20 protein-coding genes, 2 tRNA genes and 1 riboswitch are annotated in these 23173 nt (G+C 48.6%); of the genes, 19 read left to right on the top strand and 3 right to left on the bottom strand.

Annotated features, from left to right (window positions below):
- Positions 1-43: 43 nt before the first annotated feature.
- The 4 genes from BLS15_RS19845 (at position 44) to BLS15_RS19830 (ending at position 4458) form a co-directional block, all read left to right on the top strand.
- Positions 44-1027: a hypothetical protein gene (locus BLS15_RS19845; protein ID WP_028532352.1), complete on the top strand. Its 984-nt coding sequence runs from the start codon at positions 44-46 to the stop codon at positions 1025-1027.
- A gap of 92 nt (positions 1028-1119) precedes the next feature.
- Positions 1120-2199: a hypothetical protein gene (locus tag BLS15_RS19840; RefSeq protein ID WP_090513479.1), complete on the top strand. Its 1080-nt coding sequence runs from the start codon at positions 1120-1122 to the stop codon at positions 2197-2199.
- Between the two features lie 230 nt (positions 2200-2429).
- Entirely contained in the window at positions 2430-3434 is a 1005-nt protein-coding gene (locus tag BLS15_RS19835; protein ID WP_021254999.1) for a hypothetical protein, read from the top strand.
- Between the two features lie 25 nt (positions 3435-3459).
- Entirely contained in the window at positions 3460-4458 is a 999-nt protein-coding gene (locus BLS15_RS19830; protein WP_090513475.1) for a hypothetical protein, read from the top strand.
- Positions 4459-4563: 105 nt separating this feature from the next.
- Here BLS15_RS19830 and BLS15_RS19825 read toward each other — a convergent pair.
- Together BLS15_RS19825 and BLS15_RS19820 are read right to left on the bottom strand one after the other, a co-directional pair.
- Positions 4564-4645, bottom strand: a tRNA-Leu gene (locus BLS15_RS19825).
- Positions 4646-4654: 9 nt separating this feature from the next.
- Positions 4655-4730 (bottom strand) — tRNA-His (locus BLS15_RS19820).
- A 273-nt stretch (positions 4731-5003) separates the two neighbouring features.
- Here BLS15_RS19820 and BLS15_RS19815 point away from each other — a divergent pair.
- Both BLS15_RS19815 and BLS15_RS19810 read left to right on the top strand, forming a co-directional pair.
- The gene (locus tag BLS15_RS19815; protein ID WP_090513473.1) at positions 5004-5954 is read left to right on the top strand and encodes a transglycosylase domain-containing protein; all 951 of its coding nucleotides are present in this window, start codon (positions 5004-5006) and stop codon (positions 5952-5954) included.
- 208 nt (positions 5955-6162) lie between these two features.
- Positions 6163-7203 carry a matrixin family metalloprotease gene (locus BLS15_RS19810; RefSeq protein WP_090513470.1) on the top strand — a complete coding sequence of 347 codons (1041 nt, stop codon included), beginning with the start codon at positions 6163-6165 and terminating at the stop codon, positions 7201-7203.
- On the opposite strand, the gene BLS15_RS19805 is transcribed toward BLS15_RS19810, so the two are convergent.
- Positions 7200-7550 (bottom strand): hypothetical protein, encoded by a 351-nt coding sequence (locus tag BLS15_RS19805; protein ID WP_051614071.1) that lies wholly within the window; start codon positions 7548-7550, stop codon positions 7200-7202. The two genes, BLS15_RS19810 and BLS15_RS19805, sit on opposite strands and share 4 nt — an antisense overlap.
- Before the next feature lie 214 nt (positions 7551-7764).
- On the opposite strand from BLS15_RS19805, the gene BLS15_RS19800 reads away from it, so the two are divergent.
- The 13 genes from BLS15_RS19800 to purH all read left to right on the top strand — a co-directional run bounded on the left by BLS15_RS19800 (position 7765) and on the right by purH (position 23167).
- Positions 7765-8046 carry a DUF1294 domain-containing protein gene (locus BLS15_RS19800; protein ID WP_021254994.1) on the top strand — a complete coding sequence of 94 codons (282 nt, stop codon included), beginning with the start codon at positions 7765-7767 and terminating at the stop codon, positions 8044-8046.
- A 47-nt stretch (positions 8047-8093) separates the two neighbouring features.
- Positions 8094-8528, top strand: a complete 435-nt coding sequence (locus tag BLS15_RS19795) for a universal stress protein (protein WP_028532349.1) — start codon at positions 8094-8096, stop codon at positions 8526-8528.
- 508 nt (positions 8529-9036) lie between these two features.
- Positions 9037-9137, top strand: a riboswitch (purine riboswitch).
- A gap of 228 nt (positions 9138-9365) precedes the next feature.
- Positions 9366-9851: a 5-(carboxyamino)imidazole ribonucleotide mutase gene (gene purE / locus BLS15_RS19790; protein ID WP_028532348.1), complete on the top strand. Its 486-nt coding sequence runs from the start codon at positions 9366-9368 to the stop codon at positions 9849-9851.
- Complete coding sequence (gene purK, locus BLS15_RS19785; RefSeq protein ID WP_021254991.1) at positions 9848-11065, top strand: 5-(carboxyamino)imidazole ribonucleotide synthase; 1218 nt, start codon at positions 9848-9850, stop codon at positions 11063-11065. Before purE ends, purK begins: the two co-directional genes overlap by 4 nt.
- Positions 11058-12356: an adenylosuccinate lyase gene (gene purB, locus BLS15_RS19780; protein ID WP_021254990.1), complete on the top strand. Its 1299-nt coding sequence runs from the start codon at positions 11058-11060 to the stop codon at positions 12354-12356. Before purK ends, purB begins: the two co-directional genes overlap by 8 nt.
- Positions 12357-12787: 431 nt before the next feature.
- Positions 12788-13918 carry a phosphoribosylaminoimidazolesuccinocarboxamide synthase gene (locus tag BLS15_RS19770; RefSeq protein ID WP_139170699.1) on the top strand — a complete coding sequence of 377 codons (1131 nt, stop codon included), beginning with the start codon at positions 12788-12790 and terminating at the stop codon, positions 13916-13918.
- A 165-nt stretch (positions 13919-14083) separates the two neighbouring features.
- Positions 14084-14326 carry a phosphoribosylformylglycinamidine synthase subunit PurS gene (gene purS / locus BLS15_RS19765; protein WP_021254988.1) on the top strand — a complete coding sequence of 81 codons (243 nt, stop codon included), beginning with the start codon at positions 14084-14086 and terminating at the stop codon, positions 14324-14326.
- 3 nt (positions 14327-14329) lie between these two features.
- Positions 14330-15016: a phosphoribosylformylglycinamidine synthase subunit PurQ gene (gene purQ, locus BLS15_RS19760; protein ID WP_028532345.1), complete on the top strand. Its 687-nt coding sequence runs from the start codon at positions 14330-14332 to the stop codon at positions 15014-15016.
- A 76-nt stretch (positions 15017-15092) separates the two neighbouring features.
- Positions 15093-17333 carry a phosphoribosylformylglycinamidine synthase subunit PurL gene (gene purL, locus BLS15_RS19755; RefSeq protein ID WP_028532344.1) on the top strand — a complete coding sequence of 747 codons (2241 nt, stop codon included), beginning with the start codon at positions 15093-15095 and terminating at the stop codon, positions 17331-17333.
- A complete protein-coding gene (purF, locus tag BLS15_RS19750) occupies positions 17318-18796 on the top strand; it encodes an amidophosphoribosyltransferase (RefSeq protein ID WP_028532343.1) in 1479 nt (492 codons plus the stop codon). Before purL ends, purF begins: the two co-directional genes overlap by 16 nt.
- A 351-nt stretch (positions 18797-19147) precedes the next feature.
- A complete protein-coding gene (gene purM / locus BLS15_RS19745; RefSeq protein ID WP_028532342.1) occupies positions 19148-20188 on the top strand; it encodes a phosphoribosylformylglycinamidine cyclo-ligase in 1041 nt (346 codons plus the stop codon).
- Positions 20189-20568: 380 nt separating this feature from the next.
- Positions 20569-21147, top strand: coding sequence for a phosphoribosylglycinamide formyltransferase (gene purN / locus BLS15_RS19740; RefSeq protein WP_036591715.1), 579 nt, complete (start codon positions 20569-20571; stop codon positions 21145-21147).
- Between the two features lie 472 nt (positions 21148-21619).
- Positions 21620-23167 carry a bifunctional phosphoribosylaminoimidazolecarboxamide formyltransferase/IMP cyclohydrolase gene (purH, locus tag BLS15_RS19735; RefSeq protein ID WP_090513467.1) on the top strand — a complete coding sequence of 516 codons (1548 nt, stop codon included), beginning with the start codon at positions 21620-21622 and terminating at the stop codon, positions 23165-23167.
- The last annotated feature ends 6 nt before the right edge of the window (positions 23168-23173 follow it).

Here is a 23173-nt window from a genome sequence, read left to right as displayed (position 1 = left end):
GCATGAAGAGAGTACTCATGTATTAATACATAGGAGGATTACTATGAATCTAAAAAAAGCAATTCTAGCATCTATGATCGTAGCCAGTATGTTGGTTACTGTGGCAGGCCCGATTCCAACAGGCGCCGCGGCTGCACAAGAGCAAAAGCAAACAGATAACAAGAAGGTTCAAATCGATCAGAAGCTGGCCGCCAAGCTGCAAAAAGCAATCAAACAATATGCAGGGAAAGAGATTAAGCTGAAGAGTGTCGGCGAGAAGATAGAATCCTCTCATGATGGTGCAAAGGTTGAATCCGTAGACGGAAAATACGCTATCTGCTTTAATGTTGGAAATGGTCGGATATGGCAGATTGAAGAAAAGGTCACAATTGATAAAATTAGTAAAGAGGATCAGGCGAAAGTCCTGAAAGTGTTGAAAGGGGCATATGCCAATAAAACATATGTCTATGCTAAAGAAGTGATTATGCAGCGAGGGTATGATGGTGATAAAGAAAAGCTAGGTGTAAGTTTGTCGTATAAGCTGACAGGGAAGGACTTTGAGGTATATTTCTTCAAAGAGAATACTGCTAAAATGCCGAAAGATGCAGTTAGTGCGTTTACAATAAACTTCACCAAGGAAGAGCTCGACCCGAAGTTGTTGGAAACGGCAATCGGAGCAATAAAAACAGTATTCAATCATGATTTGGAAGTTACATCCGCTGACCTAAGACGCTTTACATGGACACTTGAAGATAAGGACATATCGCTTGAAATGGAGGAGGGAAAGGTCACTAACGTATTTCATAAAACACGTAAAACGGTAACGACCAACAAGGGGATTACGGAAAAGGATGCCAAAGAAGCGGTTGCTCCGCTTGCTAAGGAATTATTCAATATGGACATTGCGGATTTAGAAGTGAAGTGGGACAGCACCTTTAAAAATTACTACTTCATTAAAGACAAACAACCCGTATTGAGAGTAGCACTGGACGCCAATAAGAACATAGTGTTCTTAACATCAGGTGTCAGAGCATTAAGTGGGTTCTGAATAGGGAAGGTTTGAATATGAAAGAGTTATTGAATTGCATAGCGTAATTTGAGAGATAAATATCCATACAATCATACATAGGGGGAAATAAAATGAATATCAAAAAAGCAATTCTAGCATCAATGCTTGTATCCAGTATGTTGGTTGCCGTGGCAGATCCAATTCCTGCAGGAGCAGGGGCTGCGCAAGAGCAGCAATTGGATCGCTGGACAATTCAAATAGATCCGAAGTGGACGGAAAAGCTGAATCAAGCGGTAAAATTATTTGCCGGAGAAGACGTGCAATTGCAAAAGGTAGGTAAGCTCGATTTCAATAATAAGAATGCATCTAAAATAACAGAAGTGCGATCTGTAGATGGTAAATATTCATTACAATTTGATTATGATACAGGGGTTATCTGGACGGTAAGCGGCAAAACCGCTACTATTGACCAAATCAGCAAGCAGGAACAGGAAGACGTATTAAAGTGGTTGAAAGCGATATATCCAAAGAAGAAGTATGCATTTGATAATGAAGTTGAGGTGATTCACCAATTTACGGATGAGAAACTCTCAAAAACGTCAAAAGCAGAGGTTAGAGAGGAGAAGACGTACGAATTGAAAGGAAAGGATTTCTCCGCTTCCTTACACAAATTAGATGGCATACCAGAACATATCGGTCATATCACGATTGACTTTGATAAGAAAGAGCTTGATCCGAAACTGCTGAAAACAGTTGTTGATGCTGCTCAAACTATTTCTACAAATAAGTTTGAAATGACGACTGCTCAGCTTCGCGTCGATTTATCGCCAATTATCTCAAAGAATAAACCCAATATAACATGGGTGTTCCATGATGGCAAAGTTACGATTTATGCAGATCCCAATACAGGGAAAATCAATAGTATCTACAATGAGCTTGGAAAACAAGTACGCGAAAATAAAGGCATTTCCGAAAAAGAGGCGAGAGAAGCGGTCGCCCCAATAGTGAAGAAAGTATTTAATATCGACATGAATGGATATAGCGTGAAATGGGATGGAACAGAAAGGGATTTTGCTTTCACCAAGAAAAATGGCATGAATGTAAGAGCGGCATTGGATGCAAATAAAAAGGTCGTGTACATTCGAGTCGGAAGAGCTGCTGCTCCTGGGATCATTAGGTATGCAGCGGATTTGGAAGTGAAACCCCAATAAGCGTCTGCAAACGAACCATATTCATTATATTTTGACTCCGTATCGAATAATCCACTGGCTTCTTTGCGTCGGTGGATTTTTTTATTTGAAACCATTTTCATTCAGAATAGTAGAGATGATGTCACAAATGAGAGGAGTGAAATTGTTATACATTGTAGGTGATCACCATTTTACTGATAAAAAACGTTCAAAAACTTCAAAAGTAGGGTGAAACATAGGAGGGGTTTAGTATGAATTTGAAGAAAGCAGCTCTAGCATCCTTGCTCGTATCCAGTATGTTGGTTACCTTGGCAGGGCCGATTCCTGCGGGTGCCGGGACAGCGCAACAGTACGAACAGCAGCAATCGAATAGTAAGACGATTCAAATCGATCAGAAGCTGGCTGCCAAGCTGGAGAAGGCAGTAAAACAATTTGCGGGCAAAGAAATTAAGCTGAATTTGCAGGACGCTTCCCAACCTATCAGCGATCTGGTGCAGGTTAAGTCGGTAGATGGAAAATATAGTGTGAACTTCAAGGAAAAAACTGGAGAAATTATTACGGTTAGAGGCTATCAAAGCATCGATAAAATCAGTAAGGAGGATCTGAGCGAAGTCCTTAAAGTGTTAAAAGGATTATACCCAAAGAAAGACTATTCATTTGATAAAGAAGTTCATGTCGATCTTAACGATGTAGAAGCAAAGACACCTTTTAGCATGTATGCGTTAAACGGGAAAGGATTCTCTGCCATACTAATGAAAAATTATCCGGGATGGCCGACAAAGATTCATGTTGGAGCCCAAATCGAAGTTGCCAAGAGCGAGCTTGATCCAAAGCTCCTGGAAAAGGCAGCTGAGGCAGTAAAAACGGCTTTAGGCCATAATTTTGATGTGACGAAGGCTTGGGTTGGAGGTACGAATAAAAAAAGTACATGGAAGCTTAAAGGTGGTAATATTACGCTGTCTTTGGACGCAAAGACAGGGGAAACCGAATATATTTATGATATTTCGCGAAAACAATTGATGACGAACAAAGAGATTACGGAAAAAGAAGTGAAAGAAATAGTCGCGCCAATTGCAAAGAAGTTGTTCAATTTGGACATTCAGGGGCTTGAAGTAAAATGGGACGGCTCTGCAGGAGATTTCATCTTCAATCAAAAGAAAGATACGAAAATGACCGTTGCATTGGATGCCGATAAAAACGTAGTTTATATGTTTTCTGGAGTGAGAATGCTTCTGGAGGATTTAGAAAGAGATTAAACCTTAATACAAAGGAGAAGATAATATGAATCTAAAAAAAGCAATTTTAGCAACGATGCTCGTATCCAGTATGTTCGTTACACTTGCGGGCCCGACCTTTGCAGGAGCCGAAGCAGCAGGAGGCAAAAAGCAAGAACAAGCATCGGGCAGCAGTATTCAAGTTGATAAAAAGGTTGCTGCCAATCTGCAAAAGGCCGTGAATCAATTTGCAGGGAAAGAGATAAAGTTGAAGTTCGAGAAGGCCTTTAAACATCCATTTGATCTGGCAACGGTTCCTTCGGCAGACGAATTATACAAAGTAGATTTTAAGCCAAGTACAGGAGAACTGATCAATATTAAGGGGATTCAAACGCTTGATAAAGTGAGCAAGGATGATCAAAAGGAACTGCTGAACAAGTTGAAAGGGATGTACGCCAAGAAAGCCTATGCATTTCATAAAGAGGTTCAAATCACTCAAAGCTATGACAAAGGAAAGGTTTCACAAACCTTTTATATATTAGAGGGAAAAGACTTCATGATTTCTTGGATGAAATATCCACCTGGGCAATCGAAGAATAAAAATTATATTGGAGCAGCCGTTATTCAAGTAGACAAGAACGAGCTAGAACCGAAATTACTCAAAACGGCAGCGGATGCAGTGAAAACAGCTCTCGATCAGGAATTTGAGGTGAAGAAAGCAGAGCTTGGTTATTATGCTGGCGCCAAAGGTGATATGTGGAAGTTCAAAGGTGATCATATTACTCTGGCGGTCGAAGCAAAAACAGGAAAGACAGAGTATGTATATGACGTTGCGCGAAAACAAGCAGGCACGGCAGTAACAGAAAAAGAAGTGAAAGAAATAGTCGCGCCGATTGCCAAAAAATTGTTCAATATGGACATTCAGGGACTTGAAGTAAAATGGGATCAATCAGCCCGTGATTTCTGCTTCGTTCAAAATAAAGAGACAAAAATGTCAGTTGCATTGGATGCCGATAAAAACGTAGTTTATATGTTCTCTGGACTTAGAATGATGCTGGAAAAATGAAGTGGATCGATCAATAACTCTCTTCCGAGGAAGAGAGAAATCCAAATGGCATAAAAAAAGAGTTATCGAATTGCTTAACGCAATTTGATAACTCTTTTTGTCGTATACCGATGGCCGGACTCGAACCGGCAAGCCTCTCGGCACCGCATTTTGAGTGCGGCGTGTCTGCCAATTCCACCACATCGGCAAAATGATATGGGGCGATCGAAGGGAATCGAACCCTCGAGTGTCGGAGCCACAATCCGATGCGTTAACCACTTCGCCACGACCGCCATATTGATTGCTCAACAGAATCTTAATTTAGCATACTTTCGACATGATTTGCAACAAGGAAAATATACCAACAACATTTTTTGTGACTCACTCGTCTTCTATTTCATAGAAAAGTTGTTTTCTGCTTTACTTTCACCTTTTCTTTCATCATTGTAAGCTGGCTGCAAGTCAATTCGATGTCATGGCATGAGGTCAACGTATACACTGTAGGTAAGGGTTATGTTTCAAAATGAATAATAGCTCTTACATATAAGAAGGGGAGGCGGTTACGAATGAAAAAACAAAGAAAAGGTCATCTGGTTCAAGCATCGGTATTTATGCCTCTGCCTGCTCAAGAAACAATAGCACATCGCAAGGTACCGAGTGCGGCCCAAGATGAGCCTCATCGTCCTACGAAGAAAGAAACAACTATGATACATGAACAAACGGAAACGATAGCACAACCTGCCCATATGCCACACCGAATGAAGTGGAAGCGTTGGGTCATATATAGCTTGATCATTGCAATTCTTACCCCGATTATTGGGTGGGTAGGGATGGCGGCAACAGGGACGGCCTGGATTGATCAAGGCAAGCTCATGACGTTCCGTGAGCAGATTGCACAAGAAGCGAATACAGCCAAGGGACAGCATATGGTTCAACTGGAGCATATGGCTTCCTTTATACCGCAGGAACTGATGGCCATTGAGGATCATCGCTTCAAGCTTCATCCCGGCATTGATCCGATCGGGCTGGCGCGGTCAGTCTGGATAAATGTGACGAAGCAGCAGAAGGCACAGGGCGGCAGTACGATTACGATGCAGCTGGCGCGCAACTTGTTCTTAACGCATGATAAGACATTTTCCCGCAAAATGAAGGAGATGGCGATAGCGGCCAATCTGGAGTGGAATTTTAGCAAGCAAGAGATTTTGGAAATGTACCTGAATAAAGTATATTTCGGACATGGACAATATGGCATCGAGAATGCAGCACGCTATTATTTCGGCAAGACGACACGAGTCAATGGCGATCTTCCTACGGTTAACAAGGCAGAAGCAGCGATTCTCGTTGGATTGCTTAAGGCACCTGAGCGCTATTCCCCAGCAAAGAATATGAAGCTGGCTCTCCAGCGTCAGCATGTTGTATTGAAGCGTATGAAGGATTTAGGCTGGATGACAGAGGCAGAGCGCCAAGCAGCGCTGAAGGCACCGATTGGTGTCGTTATCCACAATAAAGGAAAATAAAGAAAAGGCACACTTGATCAAGCTCGGATGAGCTGCGGCAGGTGTGCCTTTTTTTGACTGTACTCATGGATAAAGCGCTGAATGACGTGATTAATTTTCGTGCAAAAGCAATTTTCTCAGGAATGAGACATATATATGAATCGGCGCCTATGAAATTTTTTACAGGAAAATAAGATGATGTATAAAAATGAACAGGGAGGAATAAGGGTTGAAAAAGAAATTACTAAGTACGGCTATGTCTATGGTTCTTGTCTTTGCACTTATGGGAACTGCCCAGGCAGCGACTCCTGAAAATCCGTGGAAGTTCAGCTCAAGCTCTATCCAGTTCTACAATGATGGTTCCAATACCTTCTATAAAGGAATTTGGAATACAGGAGCAAGTCGGTGGAGCGGGACAGGCAATGTTACAATGGGGACAGGCACGAAATATGATTTTCGGGCAGGAAATCAGAAAGTATCGCCAACGAAAGATAATGATTGGGATGGAATTTGCTACACTACATATTCGAATGGGATTGCCTCCAAAACGCGTGCTTGGGTAAACGAATACTACACAACCCAAAGTCGATATTCCCCTTCTATTACGGAGGGAGTTGCCACACATGAATTAGGGCATGCATTGGGCCTTGCACATAATGACAGCGAACCGTCGGTTATGAAATCTTTTACCTTCTGGTCTGATGGATCGCTTGCTAGAACCAATACATCCCCAACATCTGCTGATAAGGACACGGTTAAGAAGAAATACGGGACGATCGCTTTATCGCAAGCGAATCCATCGACTCCCGTTGTGCATATTGACGCTAGTTGGGCATATGGGTACAGAAACTATACAGCACTCGCCAACGCTGTTGACGCAATCGTAGAAGGACAGGTTGTGAAGGAGAATGGGGTTCGCAAATCAGGCAGCGGTGCGCCTGAAACGTACCGAACTGTATCTGAGTTCCAAGTATCGGAGGTACTCAAAGGGAACGCATCTCTCAAAAATAGTACGATCAATGTACTTCAACTTGGTGGACGCGATCAGGAAGCCATTGTCGTCTCAGACGATACAACTCCATTGAAGCAAGGAGATCAATCCATTCTGTTCTTGAAGCAAAATGAGGACGGTACCTATCGCGTCGTGAATGAGGATACCTCGATTTTCATGAAGGTAACGAACCAGACGCTCCAGGATGGAAAGATGGAGATGTACCAGAATCAGAAAAGCAAGGCGCTCGTTAGCAAAGAGGATTTGAAAGGTATTTAATTCTCTTTCCTACCAGCCTTAATAAAGAGGTTCTTCTTCACCTCAACAGCGATTGCTGTTTCTTCATTAATTTCTTTTATTTTATACAGCTTTGTTCCTACGGGGTAAGTGTTAGAGAAGCTATCTCGACTTGAGTCTTCCTCCCGATTTGAGGATGATTGGATTTCTCCCAACAGCTTATCGATCTGTTGAACCTGATCATCACTGCCAACATATCGATTCCCGTGGAAGATGATCATATTGTTGTAGGGCCAGCTTGCGCTCGTCTCCGTTTGTTCACTCGTGCAGCAAGCTGTCAGTATAAGCATCATGCATGAGATAGTGAAAATGGCAAGTAGCTTTTGCATATGGCAGCCTCAACTCCTTCGTACTCATTAACGGTATCGTGAACGGTTATGTTGCGTGAATGAAGCAGAAGCACATTAGGATCCGCGAATGTTGCCTGTACCCGGGTAAAAAGAACGTCTGAGTATGGAATCTGAGCCGGTGAATGCGACCAATCACGATACTTTTGGAATAGCCTCATTGTATAATAGGGAGAGAAAGGGGCTGTTACATAGGATGAAAGATTGGACTTGGATCGTATTCATTTATTTGCTCATCATAAATGTAGTTGGATATCAAATGATGGTTGTGGATAAGCAGCGGGCACAGAGGCATCGCCGCCGTATTCCAGAGCGGAAGCTGTTCTTGTCAGCTTGGCTTGGCGGTGCGCTGGGCGTGTTGACAGCGATGTATAACAAGCGCCATAAGACACAGCATGTTACCTTTACAGCAGGCGTGCCGTTTATATTGCTGGTGAATATTTTTGTGTTTGGTTTTATTTTGCTGCGGTTTGGTTAAATAATAAGCACAGCACTAGTAAATTATGGGGAAGTGTGGTGGGAGTTATGAAATTTCAACGCATTCTTGTCGCATATGATGGATCGGAACCGTCCCGCAAGGCTTTACAGCACGCGGTAGGACTCGCGGAAGCAAGCGAGCAGTCTCAAGTACGCGTCGTGCATGTATTTCAGTTCCCGCAATATTTTGTTGGTACGGCTTATGCTACTGCTTCAGCGGAGACAAACGAGGAGCTGTACGAATACGCAGAGCGTTTACAGCAGGAAGCAGAGGGCAAGGTTGCAGCGCTTGGCGAACGAGCGACGGTTGTCCTTCAGCAAGGCCCTCCTGGTCAAGCAATTATTGATGAGGCAGATGAGTTCAATGCGGATCTTGTTATTATCGGAAGCCGCGGCTTGAGCGGGTTGAAGGAATTCGTGCTTGGCAGTGTCAGCCATCATGTTGTGCAGCATGCAAAGATCCCGGTATTGGTCATTAAATGATGCATTGGCCTGCTGGTCGTACATGATCTTGTAGAGGCAAGTAGGCAAGCAAGAGGTATATGATCATGTTGATCTCGAAATAGGAAAAGTAAGGCGAAAAGTGAAGTTGAATGTGAACGTATCAATGTGAGTGAGTATCATTGTTAGCATATGAAAACATAGGTGAAAGCATATAGTGTAAGCATCAGTGAATGATAGCATTATGAAAGCAAAGTATAATAAGTATACGAGAGAGAAGCCAACAGTAGGAGTGTATCCTGCTGTTGGCCTTTTTAGTTGAATGATATACGAATTATAAATTGAATTATCAATTGAATCATTGAACTAATCATTAAATTAATCATAAATCCAATCATAGGTCGGAATTAATCAAGGATTCTGAATATTTAATGATGCTAACAATGTGAAAATCGCCAATAAACGAACATTAACTATTATTTATTATTTATTATTCGCATTTTATTGTTGACACGCTATGTTAAGCCTTGTTAAACTGTAGGCACAAGATGGATAAACGAATATTGTTTCTCGTATAATTCCGGGAATATGGCCGGAAGTTTCTACCCAAGAACCGTAAATTTTTGGACTACGGGAATGACGAACAGGCAAGACTGTTCTCGCTTTTTCACGTCGCCGACAGATGTCGGGGCTTGATGGGAGCCTGATCATTCTGCCCAGAGCGGAAGAAATCCGCTTGTTTGCTCATTCCGTATACTTAGTCGATGATACGTTCAGGGGGAACTCCTGAACGTTTTTTTGTTATGTAGTAGTGGTCAGGTTGGACATTGTCGAAAGCGGGGGATTGCGATGGTGAACACAGCGAGTCACGAACAAGGCATTGTGCCGGTAGTAGGCGTCATTATGGGAAGCAAGTCCGATTGGGATACGATGAAGAAGGCGTGCGAAGTGCTGGAGGAGCTGGGCGTTGCTTATGAGAAACAGGTAGTGTCCGCACACCGTACGCCAGACGAGATGTTCCGCTATGCCGAGACGGCGGAGGCAAGAGGAATCCGTGTCATTATTGCCGGAGCAGGCGGTGCTGCGCATCTGCCGGGCATGGTAGCGGCGAAGACGGTACTGCCGGTTATCGGCGTGCCGGTGAAGTCATCGCATCTGAACGGGATGGACTCGCTTCTGTCCATCGTGCAGATGCCGGCGGGCGTACCCGTGGCGACCGTCGCGATTGGGCCGGCGGGTGCGACGAACGCCGGGCTGCTGGCCGTGCAGATGCTCGGCATGCACGATGAAGTGCTGCGCGCGCGCATCGCGGCGCGCAGGGAAGCTGTTCGGCAGCAGGTGCAGGACACGGGGGCGCTCGAATGAGCGCGCCTGTGAACGGCCGCACGCTGCCGCAAGAGCGCCCGAGCCGGGTGGACGCACCGGTGCTTGTTCCCGGTGCAACGATTGGCGTGCTGGGCGGCGGCCAATTGGGCCGCATGCTGGCGCTTGAAGGCGTGCGCATGGGCTATCGCTTCACAGCGCTCGATCCAGCGCAGAACGCGCCATGTGGCGCTGCTGCCGAGTTGATTACAGCCGCTTATGACGATGCTGACGCTGCACACGAGTTAGGCCAGCGCGCGGATGTTGTCACATACGAGTTCGAGAATGTATCGGCCGAAGTGGTGGAGCGATTGGAGCGGGAAGCTTACGCGCCGCAGGGCAGCCATCTGCTGCGCATTACGCAGCATCGCTTGCGGGAGAAGGAAGCTCTCAACGCCGCGAACGTACCGGTGGCGCCATATGCAGCCGTAGCTTCCGCTGCTGAGATTCAACAGAGGCTGGAAGCGTTCGGCGGGGCAGGTGTGCTGAAGACAGCAATCGGCGGATACGATGGCAAGGGCCAGCGTATCATTCGCCACCCAGACGAAGCGGAAGGGGCTTATGAGGCGCTCGCCGCTCTCACCTCGGAGCTCGTGCTGGAGGAATTCATTCCTTTCGAGCTGGAGCTGTCCGTCATTGCAGCGCGCAGCCCGCGCGGCGAGATCGCTGTGTTCCCAGTTGCGGAAAACATTCATCGGCATCATATTCTGCATATGTCCATTGTGCCTGCACGCATTCCGCAGCATATCCAGGACGAAGCAAAGCGGCTTGCGCGCCGTATTGCCGAGGCGCTGGACGTCGTTGGCCTCATTGCTGTTGAGATGTTTCTGACCGCTGACGGCCGCCTGCTTGTGAACGAGCTTGCACCACGCCCGCACAATTCGGGACACTACACGATGGATGCCTGCCGCACTTCGCAGTTCGAGCAGCATCTTCGCGCGATATGCAACTTGCCGCTTGGCAGTACGGAGCTCCATACCCCTGTCGTTATGGTGAACTTGCTCGGCGAAGACGCTTTGGACATGGTACAATGGTTCCGTGCTGACGATCCGGCAGCCAGCCGCCTTGGCGTGACGCCGAAGCTGCACTGGTACGGCAAGTCGGAAGCGAAGACGAAGCGCAAGATGGGGCATATTAACATACTAGGGCCGGACATCGCTACTGCGCTCGAATGGATGAATTTAACGGACTTGTGGAGGAATGCAAACGATGATTGAACGGTATTCGCGCCCGGAGATGCGGGCGATTTGGACGGAAGAAAATAAATTTAAGGCTTGGCTTGAGGTGGAGTTGTGTGCGTGTGAAGCATGGGCTGATCTTGGCGTCATCCCGCATGAAGACGTGAAGAAGCTCCGCGAGCATGCAAGCTTCGATATCGAACGGATCTATGAGATTGAGGCAGAAACGCGCCACGACGTGATCGCCTTCACTCGCGCAGTATCTGAGACGCTGGGCGAAGAGCGGAAATGGGTTCACTACGGCTTAACGTCAACGGACGTCGTGGATACGGCGCTTGGCTATTTGATGAAGCAGGCGAATGAGATTATAGATCGCGACTTGCTGAATTTCATCGAGATTTTGAAAAATAAAGCACTTGAATATAAAGATACGCCAATGATGGGTCGTACGCACGGTGTGCATGCAGAACCGACAACATTCGGACTGAAGATGGCACTATGGTATGCAGAAATGCTCCGTAATTTAGAGCGTTTCCGTCGCGCAGCGGAAGGCGTCGAGTTCGGCAAAATGTCCGGTGCAGTTGGGACATATGCGAATATTGACCCATCTGTAGAGAAGTTCGTATGCGCGAAGCTTGGTACGAAGCCAGCACCGATTTCGACGCAGACGCTGCAGCGTGACCGTCATGCGGAGTACATGGCATCGCTTGCGCTTATCGCGACATCGCTTGATAAGTTCGCTACTGAGATTCGCGCCTTGCAGAAGAGTGAGTTCCGCGAAGTGGAAGAAGCATTTGCGAAGGGCCAGAAGGGCTCATCGGCAATGCCGCACAAGCGCAATCCGATTGGCTGCGAGAATATTTCCGGCTTGTCCCGCGTAATGCGCGGATATATGCTGACCGCTTATGAGGATGTGCCGCTCTGGCATGAGCGCGATATTTCGCACAGCTCGGTAGAGCGTATCATCCTGCCGGATGCGACGATGCTGTTGAACTACATGCTGAACCGCTTCATGAACATCGTGAAGAACTTGACGGTGTTCCCAGAGAATATGAAGCGCAACATGCAGCGCACTTTCGATGTTCCGTTCTCCGGCCGCGTCATGACGAAGCTGATCGACAAGGGCTGGGCGCGTGAACAGGCTTATGACACGGTACAGCCTCGTGCGATGCAGGCATGGGAAGAGCAGCGCAGCTTCCGCGACATTATTGAGAACACACCTGAGATTACGGCTGTTCTTAGTGCGGAAGAGATCGCGGATGCGTTCAATCCTGCATGGCATTTGAAAAATGTAGATACGATCTTCCGCCAAGTGGGCTTGCTTGATTAAGGCTTGGAGCAGGAAGAAGCAGATAGTAGCGGTTAGCAGCAAGGTTGCTGGTTAGCGCGAAATTGCAGTGTGGTGAGTAGCAAACTTCCAAGCTGCCTTGAACTAGTCGTGACCTGTACGACTGGCAGCCGGCACTTGCATCCCTAGCGAGCTAACATTACCTAGTACACAATTGAATGATGAGCTTGATTCCTACTCGTCCCCCTATGATGACGTGTAGGCAGCTCCCGTAGGCTGTCGCCCTGACGGCCGAATGCAGGCGGTCTCTTTCTTCCCTCCAACCACGATCGGAAGAGACTGCTGCAACGGGTGCGATATATGGGAGGGTTCCTTTTAAAGGTTGTTCGATTCTATCCGCAGATAATGTGGGCGGGTTGATTTGAACACGCGCTTTTGACTAAATGGGCGTAATGCCGAAAGGAGCACAGGAGATGTCTACAAACACTCAATTTGCGACTGAGACTGACATCGTTCCGCTGCCGCTTCTCCATCGTGGGAAAGTGCGCGAGCTGTATGAACTGGACCCAGACCATTTATTAATTGTTGTATCGGATCGAATCTCTGCATTCGACGCCGTATTGAAGCCGGAGGTTCCCGGCAAAGGAGAGGTATTGAACAGGCTGAGCCAATTCTGGTTCGAGCAGACGAAGCATGTCATTGCGAACCATGTGGTTCCATTCGATGAAGGGCTTCTGAAGCAGACTCAGGAGAAGCGATTGGAGCAATACCGTAGCAGCATACATTCAGCTAATGATATGCATTGTTGTCATGATTCACATCAGGACAGCGAGAATTCTCACCAAGACCAACACCAGAATACACACCCAGAATCACATCCAGAAATACAACGGCATGACACGGCTTTGCATCAAGCTGAGCGAAATACAGAAAGCTTGAATCGCCGAGATGAACATCTCGAACCCCAGGATTTATCCGCAATATTAAGTTCCCTACAAGATCGAATGACAATTGCTCGCCGAGCAAAGCGCATTGACTTTGAATGCGTCGTAAGAGGCTATATTACCGGCGGCGGTTGGAGGCAGTATACGGCCAACCAATCTGTCAACGGAATTGAGCTTCCTGCTGGCCTCCGCATGAATGAGAAGCTGCCGGAGCCGATTTTTACACCGTCCCGCAAGCATGATGAGGGACATGATGAAGATGTGCCGTTTGCGGTTATGTGCGAGGATTTGGGAGCAGATCTTGCGCAGCAGCTGCGTCAGGTCAGCATCGAGCTGTATACGTATGCGGCTGGAATATGCGCATCCAAGGGCATTTTGCTCGCCGATTGCAAATTTGAATTTGGAACTATTGACGGAGAACTTGTACTCATTGATGAGTTGTTCACCCCGGATTCATCGCGCTTCTGGTCGGTCGATCAGTATGTGCTGGATCAGGATATCGATAGCTTGGATAAGGAACCAGTAAGACGCTACTTGGCTGCAAGCGGTTGGGATAAATGTGGGACGCCGCCAGTGCTGCCGGAGCAGGTAGTAGAAGCTACGCGCCGCCGCTATATCGAGCTGTATGAGCGCATTACAGAGCAAGCATGGCCTGAATGATCTTCCGTTTTATAAATGTTTTAACGTTTTGTTGAATGTTCTAGTTTTATGGAGGATCGTCCAACGCTGACTAGTTTGGTCGTTGTTTTATGAATCGTATTCATTACAGTTTTGTAGACTTGTTCAAATTTCATGACAGTATGGACTGATGGGGAGGAAAAAGGGATGAAGGTGAAGGTTTTCGTAACGACTAAGGCAGGCGTATTGGATCCGCAAGGGGCTGCAGTGGAGCAGGCGGTGCACACGATGGGATACAGCGGTGTGGAGCAAGTGCGCATCGGCAAATATATGGAGTTCAATATCAACACGGAAGATCGCGAGCAGGCGTCGGCGCAGGTGGAGCAAATGTGCGAGAAGCTGCTGGCGAATCCAGTCGTTGAAGACTATCGGTACGAGTTGGAGGAATAGGCGATGAAGGCAGCGGTGCTCGTATTTCCCGGATCGAATTGTGACCTAGATTGTGTCCATGCCATACAAGATACGCTGAATGTCGAAGTGGATCGGGTATGGCATACGGAGCAGGATGTAACCGGATATGACCTTATCGTCATTCCAGGTGGCTTCTCGTATGGTGATTATTTGCGCAGTGGAGCGATTGCCAGATTCGCTCCTGTTATGAAGGCGGTCGCTAAGGCTGCTGAGACAGGCACTTATGTGCTTGGGATATGCAACGGATTTCAAATTTTGACGGAAGCGGGATTGCTTCCAGGGACACTGCGGAGAAACGAAGGGCTGAAGTTCCGGTGTCACGCTGCCCCGATTCGAGTAACTCGTGCAGATTTGCCGTTCACACGGGATTATGTCGAGGGCGACATTCTGAACATCCCAATCGCGCATGGCGAGGGCAACTATTATTGCGATGAGGCAACGCTGGCGAAGCTGAAGCAAGGCAATCAAATTGTATTTACGTATGAGCAGAACCCGAACGGTTCACTTGAACATATAGCTGGTATCTGCAACGAGGCTGGCAACGTGCTCGGCATGATGCCTCATCCCGAGCGTGCGGTTAGCGAACTGCTGGGCTCAGCGGATGGCGTTCGCTTGTTTACATCCATTTTACAAGCTTGGAGGGAACAACATGCAGTCAACGCTCACTAATACGATGGAACAAGAACAGGCGGCAGCACGCAGCGCGAAGCAGAAGGAACAATCCCTTGCTGAAGGACTTCGCCATATGAAGCAGGAACCGACTGCTGAGCAGATTGAGGAGCAGAAGCTGTACCGGACAATGGGCGTAACGGAAGATGAGTATGCACGCATATGCGAGCTGCTCGGCCGGAAGCCGAATTATACCGAAATCGGTGTGTTCAGTGTCATGTGGTCTGAGCATTGTGCTTATAAAAACTCGAAGCCGCTGCTCAAGCGATTCCCGACTTCAGGCGACCGTGTACTGGTTGGTCCGGGCGAAGGAGCGGGCATTGTCGACATTGGGGACGAACAAGCGGTTGTATTCAAAATCGAGAGCCATAACCATCCCTCTGCCATCGAACCGTTTCAAGGTGCGGCTACGGGAGTAGGCGGTATTATTCGCGATATTTTCTCGATGGGCGCGCGTCCGGTTGCTATGCTGAATTCACTGCGCTTCGGCAGCTTGCAGGATGAGCGGGTGAAGTATTTATTCGAGCATGTTGTATCAGGCATTGCTGGCTATGGCAACTGCATCGGCATTCCGACGGTGGGCGGCGAGGTCGTCTTCGATGACAGCTATGCAGGCAATCCGCTCGTTAACGCGATGTGCGTTGGGCTGATCGACCACAAAGATATCCAGAAGGGCGTGGCGAGCGGAATCGGCAATCCTGTGTATTATGTTGGGCCACCGACAGGACGCGATGGCATTCATGGTGCGACATTCGCATCGGAGGAGCTGACAGAGCAATCGGAAGCGAAGCGTCCGGCGGTACAAGTAGGCGACCCGTTCATGGAGAAGCTGGTTATGGAGTCATGCTTGGAACTGATAGCTTCCGGCATCGTGATCGGGATTCAGGATATGGGGGCGGCTGGTCTAACTTGTTCGAGCGCGGAGATGGCGAGCAAGGCAGGCAACGGGCTTGAGCTCGACTTGAACGAGGTGCCGCAGCGTGAATTTGGCATGACACCTTATGAAATGATGCTGTCCGAATCGCAGGAACGCATGCTGTTCGTTATTGAAGAGCATAACGAGCCAATTGCGATGGAAATCTTTGAACGTTGGGGCGTTATTTGCCGCAAGGTTGGCCGCGTTACAGACGATGGGCGCCTGCGCCTGCTGTATGGTGGCGAGGTTGTCGGCGATATGCCGGTTAACGGACTTGTGGATGAATGTCCGATTTATAATAAGCCTTCTGCTGTACCTGCTTATTATGAGGCTAACGCTTCCGTGGACACAACGGCTTACCCAGAAGTAAGCGGGGTTGAAGCACTGAACGGAGCGCTATTGAAGGTGCTTGGCTCACCATCTGTGGCAAGCAAGGAATGGGTATATCGCCAGTACGACACGATGGTTCGCACGAGCACAGCAGTGGCACCAGGCTCGGATGCGGCAGTTGTGCTTGTGCGCGGAACGAACAAAGCGCTCGCGATGACGACGGATTGCAATGGCCGTTATGTGATGCTTGATCCATTCATGGGAGGCCGCATTGCGGTCTGTGAGGCAGCGCGCAATATTGTATGCTCCGGTGCTGAGCCGTTGGCAATTACGGATAACTTGAACTTCGGCAATCCGGAGAAGCCGGAGAACTTCTGGCAGATGGAGCAGGCTGTTGATGGCATGGCTGAAGCATGCCGTGTGATGAATACGCCGGTTATCGGTGGGAACGTAAGCTTGTATAACGAAAATGCAAAGGGAGCCATCTATCCAACGCCAGTCGTTGGCATGGTCGGTCTCGTTCATGATACGCAGTACATTACGACACAAGCCTTCAAGCAGGCGGGAGATGCAGTACTGCTTCTGGGCCGTACGAAGGCAGAGCTTGGCGGAAGTGAATTCCAAGCCATTGTACACGGCTCGGTAGAAGGTCGTCCTCCACAGCTCGATCTGAATGCAGAATCAAGCTTGCTGAAGACCGTGTTGAGCCTGATTCAAGCAGGACTAGTGCAGTCGGCACATGATGTATCGGACGGAGGTCTCGCGGCTGCGCTTGCGGAGAGCTGCATCAGCGGTCATATCGGTGCGACGCTTGATCTAAGCACAGAAGGACTGCGTACGGATATCGCACTGTTCAGCGAGAGCCAATCCCGTATCCTGCTGTCGGTACGTGCTGAGCAGTTGGAAGAAGTGAAGGCTCGCTGCGCGGAAGCAGGAGTTCCGGTAGAGGGCATCGGTACAGTCGGAGGTGAACAGATCCACGTTCGGGTAGATGGAACGGATGCTTTGAATATGCCTTGGCAACAAGCAGAACAGGTATGGAAGGATGCGATTCCATGTCTCATGAAGTAACAGGGGCTTACTACAATGAGGGCAGCGGCAAGGATGGGCCATTTGACCGCTTGAAGGAAGAATGCGGAGTATTCGGTGTGTTTGGTTATGAAGAGGCGGCTTCGATGGTGTATTACGGGCTGCACACGCTGCAACATCGTGGCGAGGAAAGTGCAGGCATGTGTACGTCCGACGGTCAATCCTTCCACTATCATCGTGCAATGGGGCTTGTGAAGGAAGTGTTCGATGCCGAGCGATTGCAAGATATGCGCGGTGATCGGGCGATCGGCCATGTACGTTATTCGACGTCCGGCGACAGCCGGCTGGCAAACGCGCAGCCACTCGTCTTCAAGACGCGCGATGGGGATCTTGCAGTTGCGACGAACGGGAATATCGTCAACGCTCCTGCAATTCGCCGCGAGTTGGAGAAGAAGGGTTCTATTTTCCAGACGACGAGTGATACCGAGGTGATTGCGCATCTTATCGCTCGCTCGGAGCACGACGTCGTTCGTGCGGCCAAGGAGGCGCTTCGTGAGCTGGTTGGGGGCTTTGCCTTCCTCATTATGACGAACGACAAGCTGCTTGCCGCATCCGATCCGAATGGCCTCCGGCCGCTTGTGCTTGGCAGGCTAGGCGACAGTTATGTATTTGCCTCGGAGACATGTGCACTTGAAGCGGTTGGTGCGGAATTAGTTCGTTCCTTGGAGCCGGGGGAACTGCTCATCGTAGATGCGCTCGGTCATCGTTCGGAACGGTTCGCACCGCTACAACGCCGCACATTATGCGCGATGGAGTTCATCTACTTCTCAAGGCCAGATAGCCAGCTGCATGATGTCAATCTGCATACTGCACGCAAACAAATGGGCATGCAGCTTGCGAGGGAATCGTTCGTAGAGGCGGATATCGTAAGTGGTGTGCCGGATTCTAGTATATCGGCTGCTATTGGGTACGCAGAGCTGACGGGAATTCCCTATGAGATGGGCTTGATTAAGAGTAAGTATACGGGCCGGACGTTTATTCAGCCGAGCCAAGCATTGCGCGAGCAGGGTGTGAAGATGAAGCTGAGTGCGGTGCGCAGTGTCGTAGAGGGCAAACGGGTCGTTCTAATCGATGATTCGGTCGTGCGGGGCACGACATCACGCCGAATTGTGCGCATGCTGCGCGAAGCGGGGGCTTTGGAGGTTCATCTGCGCATCGCTTCGCCACCGTTCAAGCATCCGTGCTTCTACGGAATCGATACGCCGAACAGCGAGGACTTGATCGCGTCATCGCACACGGTGGAAGAGATGTGTGAACTGGTGGGGGCGGACTCCCTTGCTTTTCTGAGCCAAGACGGCATGATTGGTGCAATTGGTGGGGCATTTGCGAAGGAGTCCAACGGAGGGCTGTGCTTAGCCTGCTTCGATAAGGACTATCCAACGAATCTATATACAGACCCTGCAGCAGCGGGGACGGGCAATGAACGCTCAGGCTGTGGCTGTTGAGTGTGAGAGGCTGTCAAGTGATTTTTAGCGATTGCAAATTGATATCTAAATGATTGCAAATGTGATTGCGAAGTGATTGCGAAGTGATTGCGAAGTGATTGCGAAGTGATTGCGAAGTGATTGCGAAGTGATTGCGAAGTGATTTCTAAATGAATTTCTAAATGAATTTCTAAATGATTGCCAAGTGATCGCTCGGGCTGTGGGATGTCGCCTGCTGGGCCGAGATTCGTAACATATACATTTTGAATAATTCGAGATTTCAAGATTTCATTCATTTCACATTAACGATGACGGACGGGAATGCAGGATGCATTCCTGTCCTGCTTACAGGGAGAGAGGAGACGCACGATCATGTCAGAAGCCTACAAACAAGCGGGTGTCGATATTGCGGCGGGGAATGAAGCGGTCGAACGAATGAAGAAGCATGTGCGCCGCACATTTACGCCAGGAGTGCTAACCGATTTGGGTGGATTCGGAGCTTTGTTCCAACTGGATATTCAGCGTTACAAAGAACCGGTTCTTGTATCAGGTACGGACGGAGTGGGAACGAAGCTGAAGCTGGCGTTCGCGCTTGATAAGCATGACACGATCGGCATTGATGCTGTGGCGATGTGTGTGAATGATATTGTCGTCCAAGGTGCAGAACCGTTATTCTTCCTTGATTACTTGGCCTGCGGGAAGGTCGTTCCAGAGCAAATTGAAGCGATTGTGAGCGGTATTGCGGAAGGCTGCGCACAGTCGGGCTGCGCTCTAATCGGTGGTGAAACGGCTGAAATGCCAGGTATGTATTCGGCAGATGAGTACGATATTGCTGGCTTCAGCGTAGGTGTCGTAGATAAGAGCCGAATCATTACTGGTGAATCGATTCGCCCTGGCGATGTTGTGCTGGGTCTTGCTTCGAGTGGACTGCACAGCAATGGCTTCTCACTCGTCCGCAAGTTGTTGCTTGAACAAGGCGGACTGAGTTTGACGGATGTAGCACCTGATGGCAGCAGTACACTTGGAGAGGTACTACTTACGCCGACACGCATTTATGTGTGCTCCATGCTTGAACTGATGAAGCAAGTGAATGTGAAGGGTGCGGCTCATATTACAGGTGGGGGATTCTTAGAGAATATTCCGCGTGTGCTTCCTGAAGGTACGTCTGTTGAGATTGAGTATGGGGCATGGCCGATTCATCCTGTGTTCACTTGGTGCAAGGAAATTGGCAAGCTTACCGCTTCTGAATTATTCACGACGTTCAATATGGGAATCGGCATGGTGATCGTTGTTGGGGAAGAGGAAGCGAATACCGCAATCCGCAGTCTGGAACAAAGCGGCGAGGCTGTATATCGCATTGGAAGAGTTACGGAAGGAAGCCGTCAAGTTCACATCCCGGGGGTAGGCTTGTAATGCGGCAATCGGAATGGAACGAGGATGTGCCAGAAAGTATGCCTGAAAATATGCATGAAGGTAAGCAGGAAGGTTTGTATGGAGGTAAGCATGATGGTAAGCAGGAAGGTTTGCATGGAGGCAAGCGTACAATGGAGATGCCAACTAATGATCCAAGCAAGATGTATGGTAGTGGTACGTCCGCTGATGCATCTCCGTGCTTAAATGCAAACTCGCTCAGTAACGTAGAAGCTAGAGTCGAAGTTAGTGCCAAATCGGAGCCTAAAGAGCAGCCTAAAGAGCAGCCTAAAGAGCAGCCTAAAGAGCAGCCTAAAGAGCAGCCTAAAGAGCAGCCTAAAGAGCAGCCTAAAGAGCAGCCTAAAGAGCAGCATCTCCCACGCATTGTCGTGTTTGCTTCTGGATCGGGTTCGAACTTTCAAGCGCTTGTCGATGCGGCTGCTTGCGGGCAGCGTCTGAAAGCTGACATCGCCCTACTCGTATGCGACAAGCCTAATGCGCGCGTCATTGAGCGTGCGAAGCAAGCCGGCGTGCAGACTGCCATATTTGAACCGAAGAAATATACTTCTCGTGAGGATTATGAGCAGGACGTTCTCCGCTTGCTGCACAAGCAACGCATTGACTGGGTTGTGCTGGCAGGGTATATGCGCCTTGTAACCCCCGTATTGCTGCGAGCTTATGAAGGACGCATGGTCAATATCCATCCTTCGCTTCTGCCAGCATTTCCGGGCATGCACGCGGTACGCCAAGCATTGGATTACGGCGTGAAGGTGACGGGAGTGACGGTACATCTTGTTGATGAAGGGATGGATACAGGGCCAATATTGGCGCAGCAGGTTGTTGCCATCCTGCCTAATGATACGGAAGATACTTTGTCAGCGCGTATCCAGCAAGCTGAGCACGAACTGTACCCGCAAGTGGTGCAGAATCTCCTCTCTGCGGAGCTTCTTGCAATCAGCTAATTTTTTTGATGCTACCGATGATTATACAAGAATGCCTGCACAACATATTTGTATCTCCTTCGAGGACAAATTGGGAAAATGTCCACGCTAATGTGGACACAGAGGGTTATATTGCTGCAGATGAAGATATGTCTACATGTAGAAGTTTAAGTGTCATTTCATCTATATATTGTGTTGGTTAAGGTTTGGGGAAAGGTATCTCTATTGCAACATTGTGTCCACTATTTGAAAGACATTTTATCAGTTTTTCCACTGCACAGGGACATGTTTCTGCCGCTATTGCGAAATAGTAGTTGGCGAGACGAGACTGAGACGATGGGCTCTGATCGATATTTGAGATATTTGCGTAGAAGATTCTGACGGGTAGATAAGGTTCGTTTTTAACAGGGAGCCATAATATAGACTTCCATACGGTAACGCATTACAATGATATTTAATTAAAATGCCAAAGTTTAGCAGGGGAGAGGACAACATGGCGATTCAAAGAGCATTGATCAGTGTATCCGATAAGACGGGCGTAGTTGCATTTGCGCGCAGCTTGACGGAAGCGGGTGTGCAGATTATTTCCACGGGTGGAACGAAAGCTTTGCTGGAGCAGGAGCAAGTGCCGGTTACAGGGATATCGGATGTGACGGGGTTCCCGGAAATTTTAGATGGTCGGGTCAAGACGCTGCATCCCGCCGTTCATAGCGGGCTGCTGGCGATGCGCGGCAATCCGGCTCATATGGAGCAGCTGGATGAGCTTGGCTTGTCTACGATTGATCTTGTCGTTGTGAATCTCTATCCATTCCAGCAGACGATCGCAAAGCAAGGCGTGTCCTATGAGGATGCGATTGAGAATATAGATATCGGTGGCCCGACAATGCTGCGCTCTGCTGCCAAAAATCATGCAGATGTCACGGTTGTCGTCGATGCAGCGGACTATGAGACTGTTCTCGCAGAAGTTCGCGCTAGTGGCGATACAACAATCGAGACTCGTCGTCGTCTTGCGGCAAAGGTATTCCGCCATACGGCAGCTTATGATTCCATCATTGCGGAATATTTGACTGAGCAGGTTGGTGAGCAATGGCCGGAGCGATTGAGTGTGACGTATGAACTGGCACAGCCGCTTCGCTACGGGGAGAATCCGCATCAGGATGCGGCCTTCTATCGCCGACCATTGGCGGGCGCAGGCAGTATTACAACAGCTGAGCAATTGCATGGCAAGGAGCTGTCCTACAACAATATTAACGATGCCAATGCGGCGCTTGCGATCGTTAGTGAGTTCCGTACACCTGCGGTGGCTGCAGTGAAGCATATGAATCCATGCGGCGTAGGGATCGGTGCTACGGTTCTGGAAGCTTATGAGAAGGCATATGAGTCTGATCCAACGTCGATATTCGGCGGAATCGTTGCCTCTAACCGAGAAATCGATGGCGATACAGCCCGTTTGCTGCATGAAATATTTTTAGAAATTGTCATCGCTCCTAGCTTCACAGAAGAAGCGCTTGAGGTGCTTACACAGAAGAAGAATATCCGTCTGATGAAAACAGGGACAATTCCATCCCCAGACGAGCGGGTATCATCACGGCAGCTGACGACAGTGGATGGTGGCGTGCTTGTGCAGGATCTTGATTTACATTCCATGAAAGCAGACAGTGTACAGGTCGCAACAGAACGTGAACCATCCTCTGAGGAGATGGAACAGCTGTTGTTCGGATGGAATGTCGTGAAGCATGTAAAGTCGAATGCGATTGTCCTCGTGAAGGATGGAATGACGGTTGGTGTAGGTGCCGGACAGATGAACCGGGTAGGTGCAGCTCGCATCGCAATCGAACAAGCCGGTGAGAAGGCGCGCGGCGCTGTACTTGCATCCGATGCGTTCTTCCCAATGGGCGATACGCTGGCCTTGGCAGCAGAAGCTGGAATTACGGCAGTGATTCAGCCAGGAGGCTCAGTTCGAGACAGCGAATCCATTGAAGTGGCAAATAAGCATGGTATTGCCATGGTGATGACTGGCGTACGTCACTTTAAGCACTAAGGAGGT

This window comes from Paenibacillus sp. cl6col (assembly GCF_900102125.1).
GTDB lineage: Bacteria > Bacillota > Bacilli > Paenibacillales > Paenibacillaceae > Paenibacillus_B > Paenibacillus_B suaedae.
The sequence above is the reverse complement of the archived record's forward strand: the minus strand, read 5'-3'. Positions and strand labels throughout refer to the sequence as shown.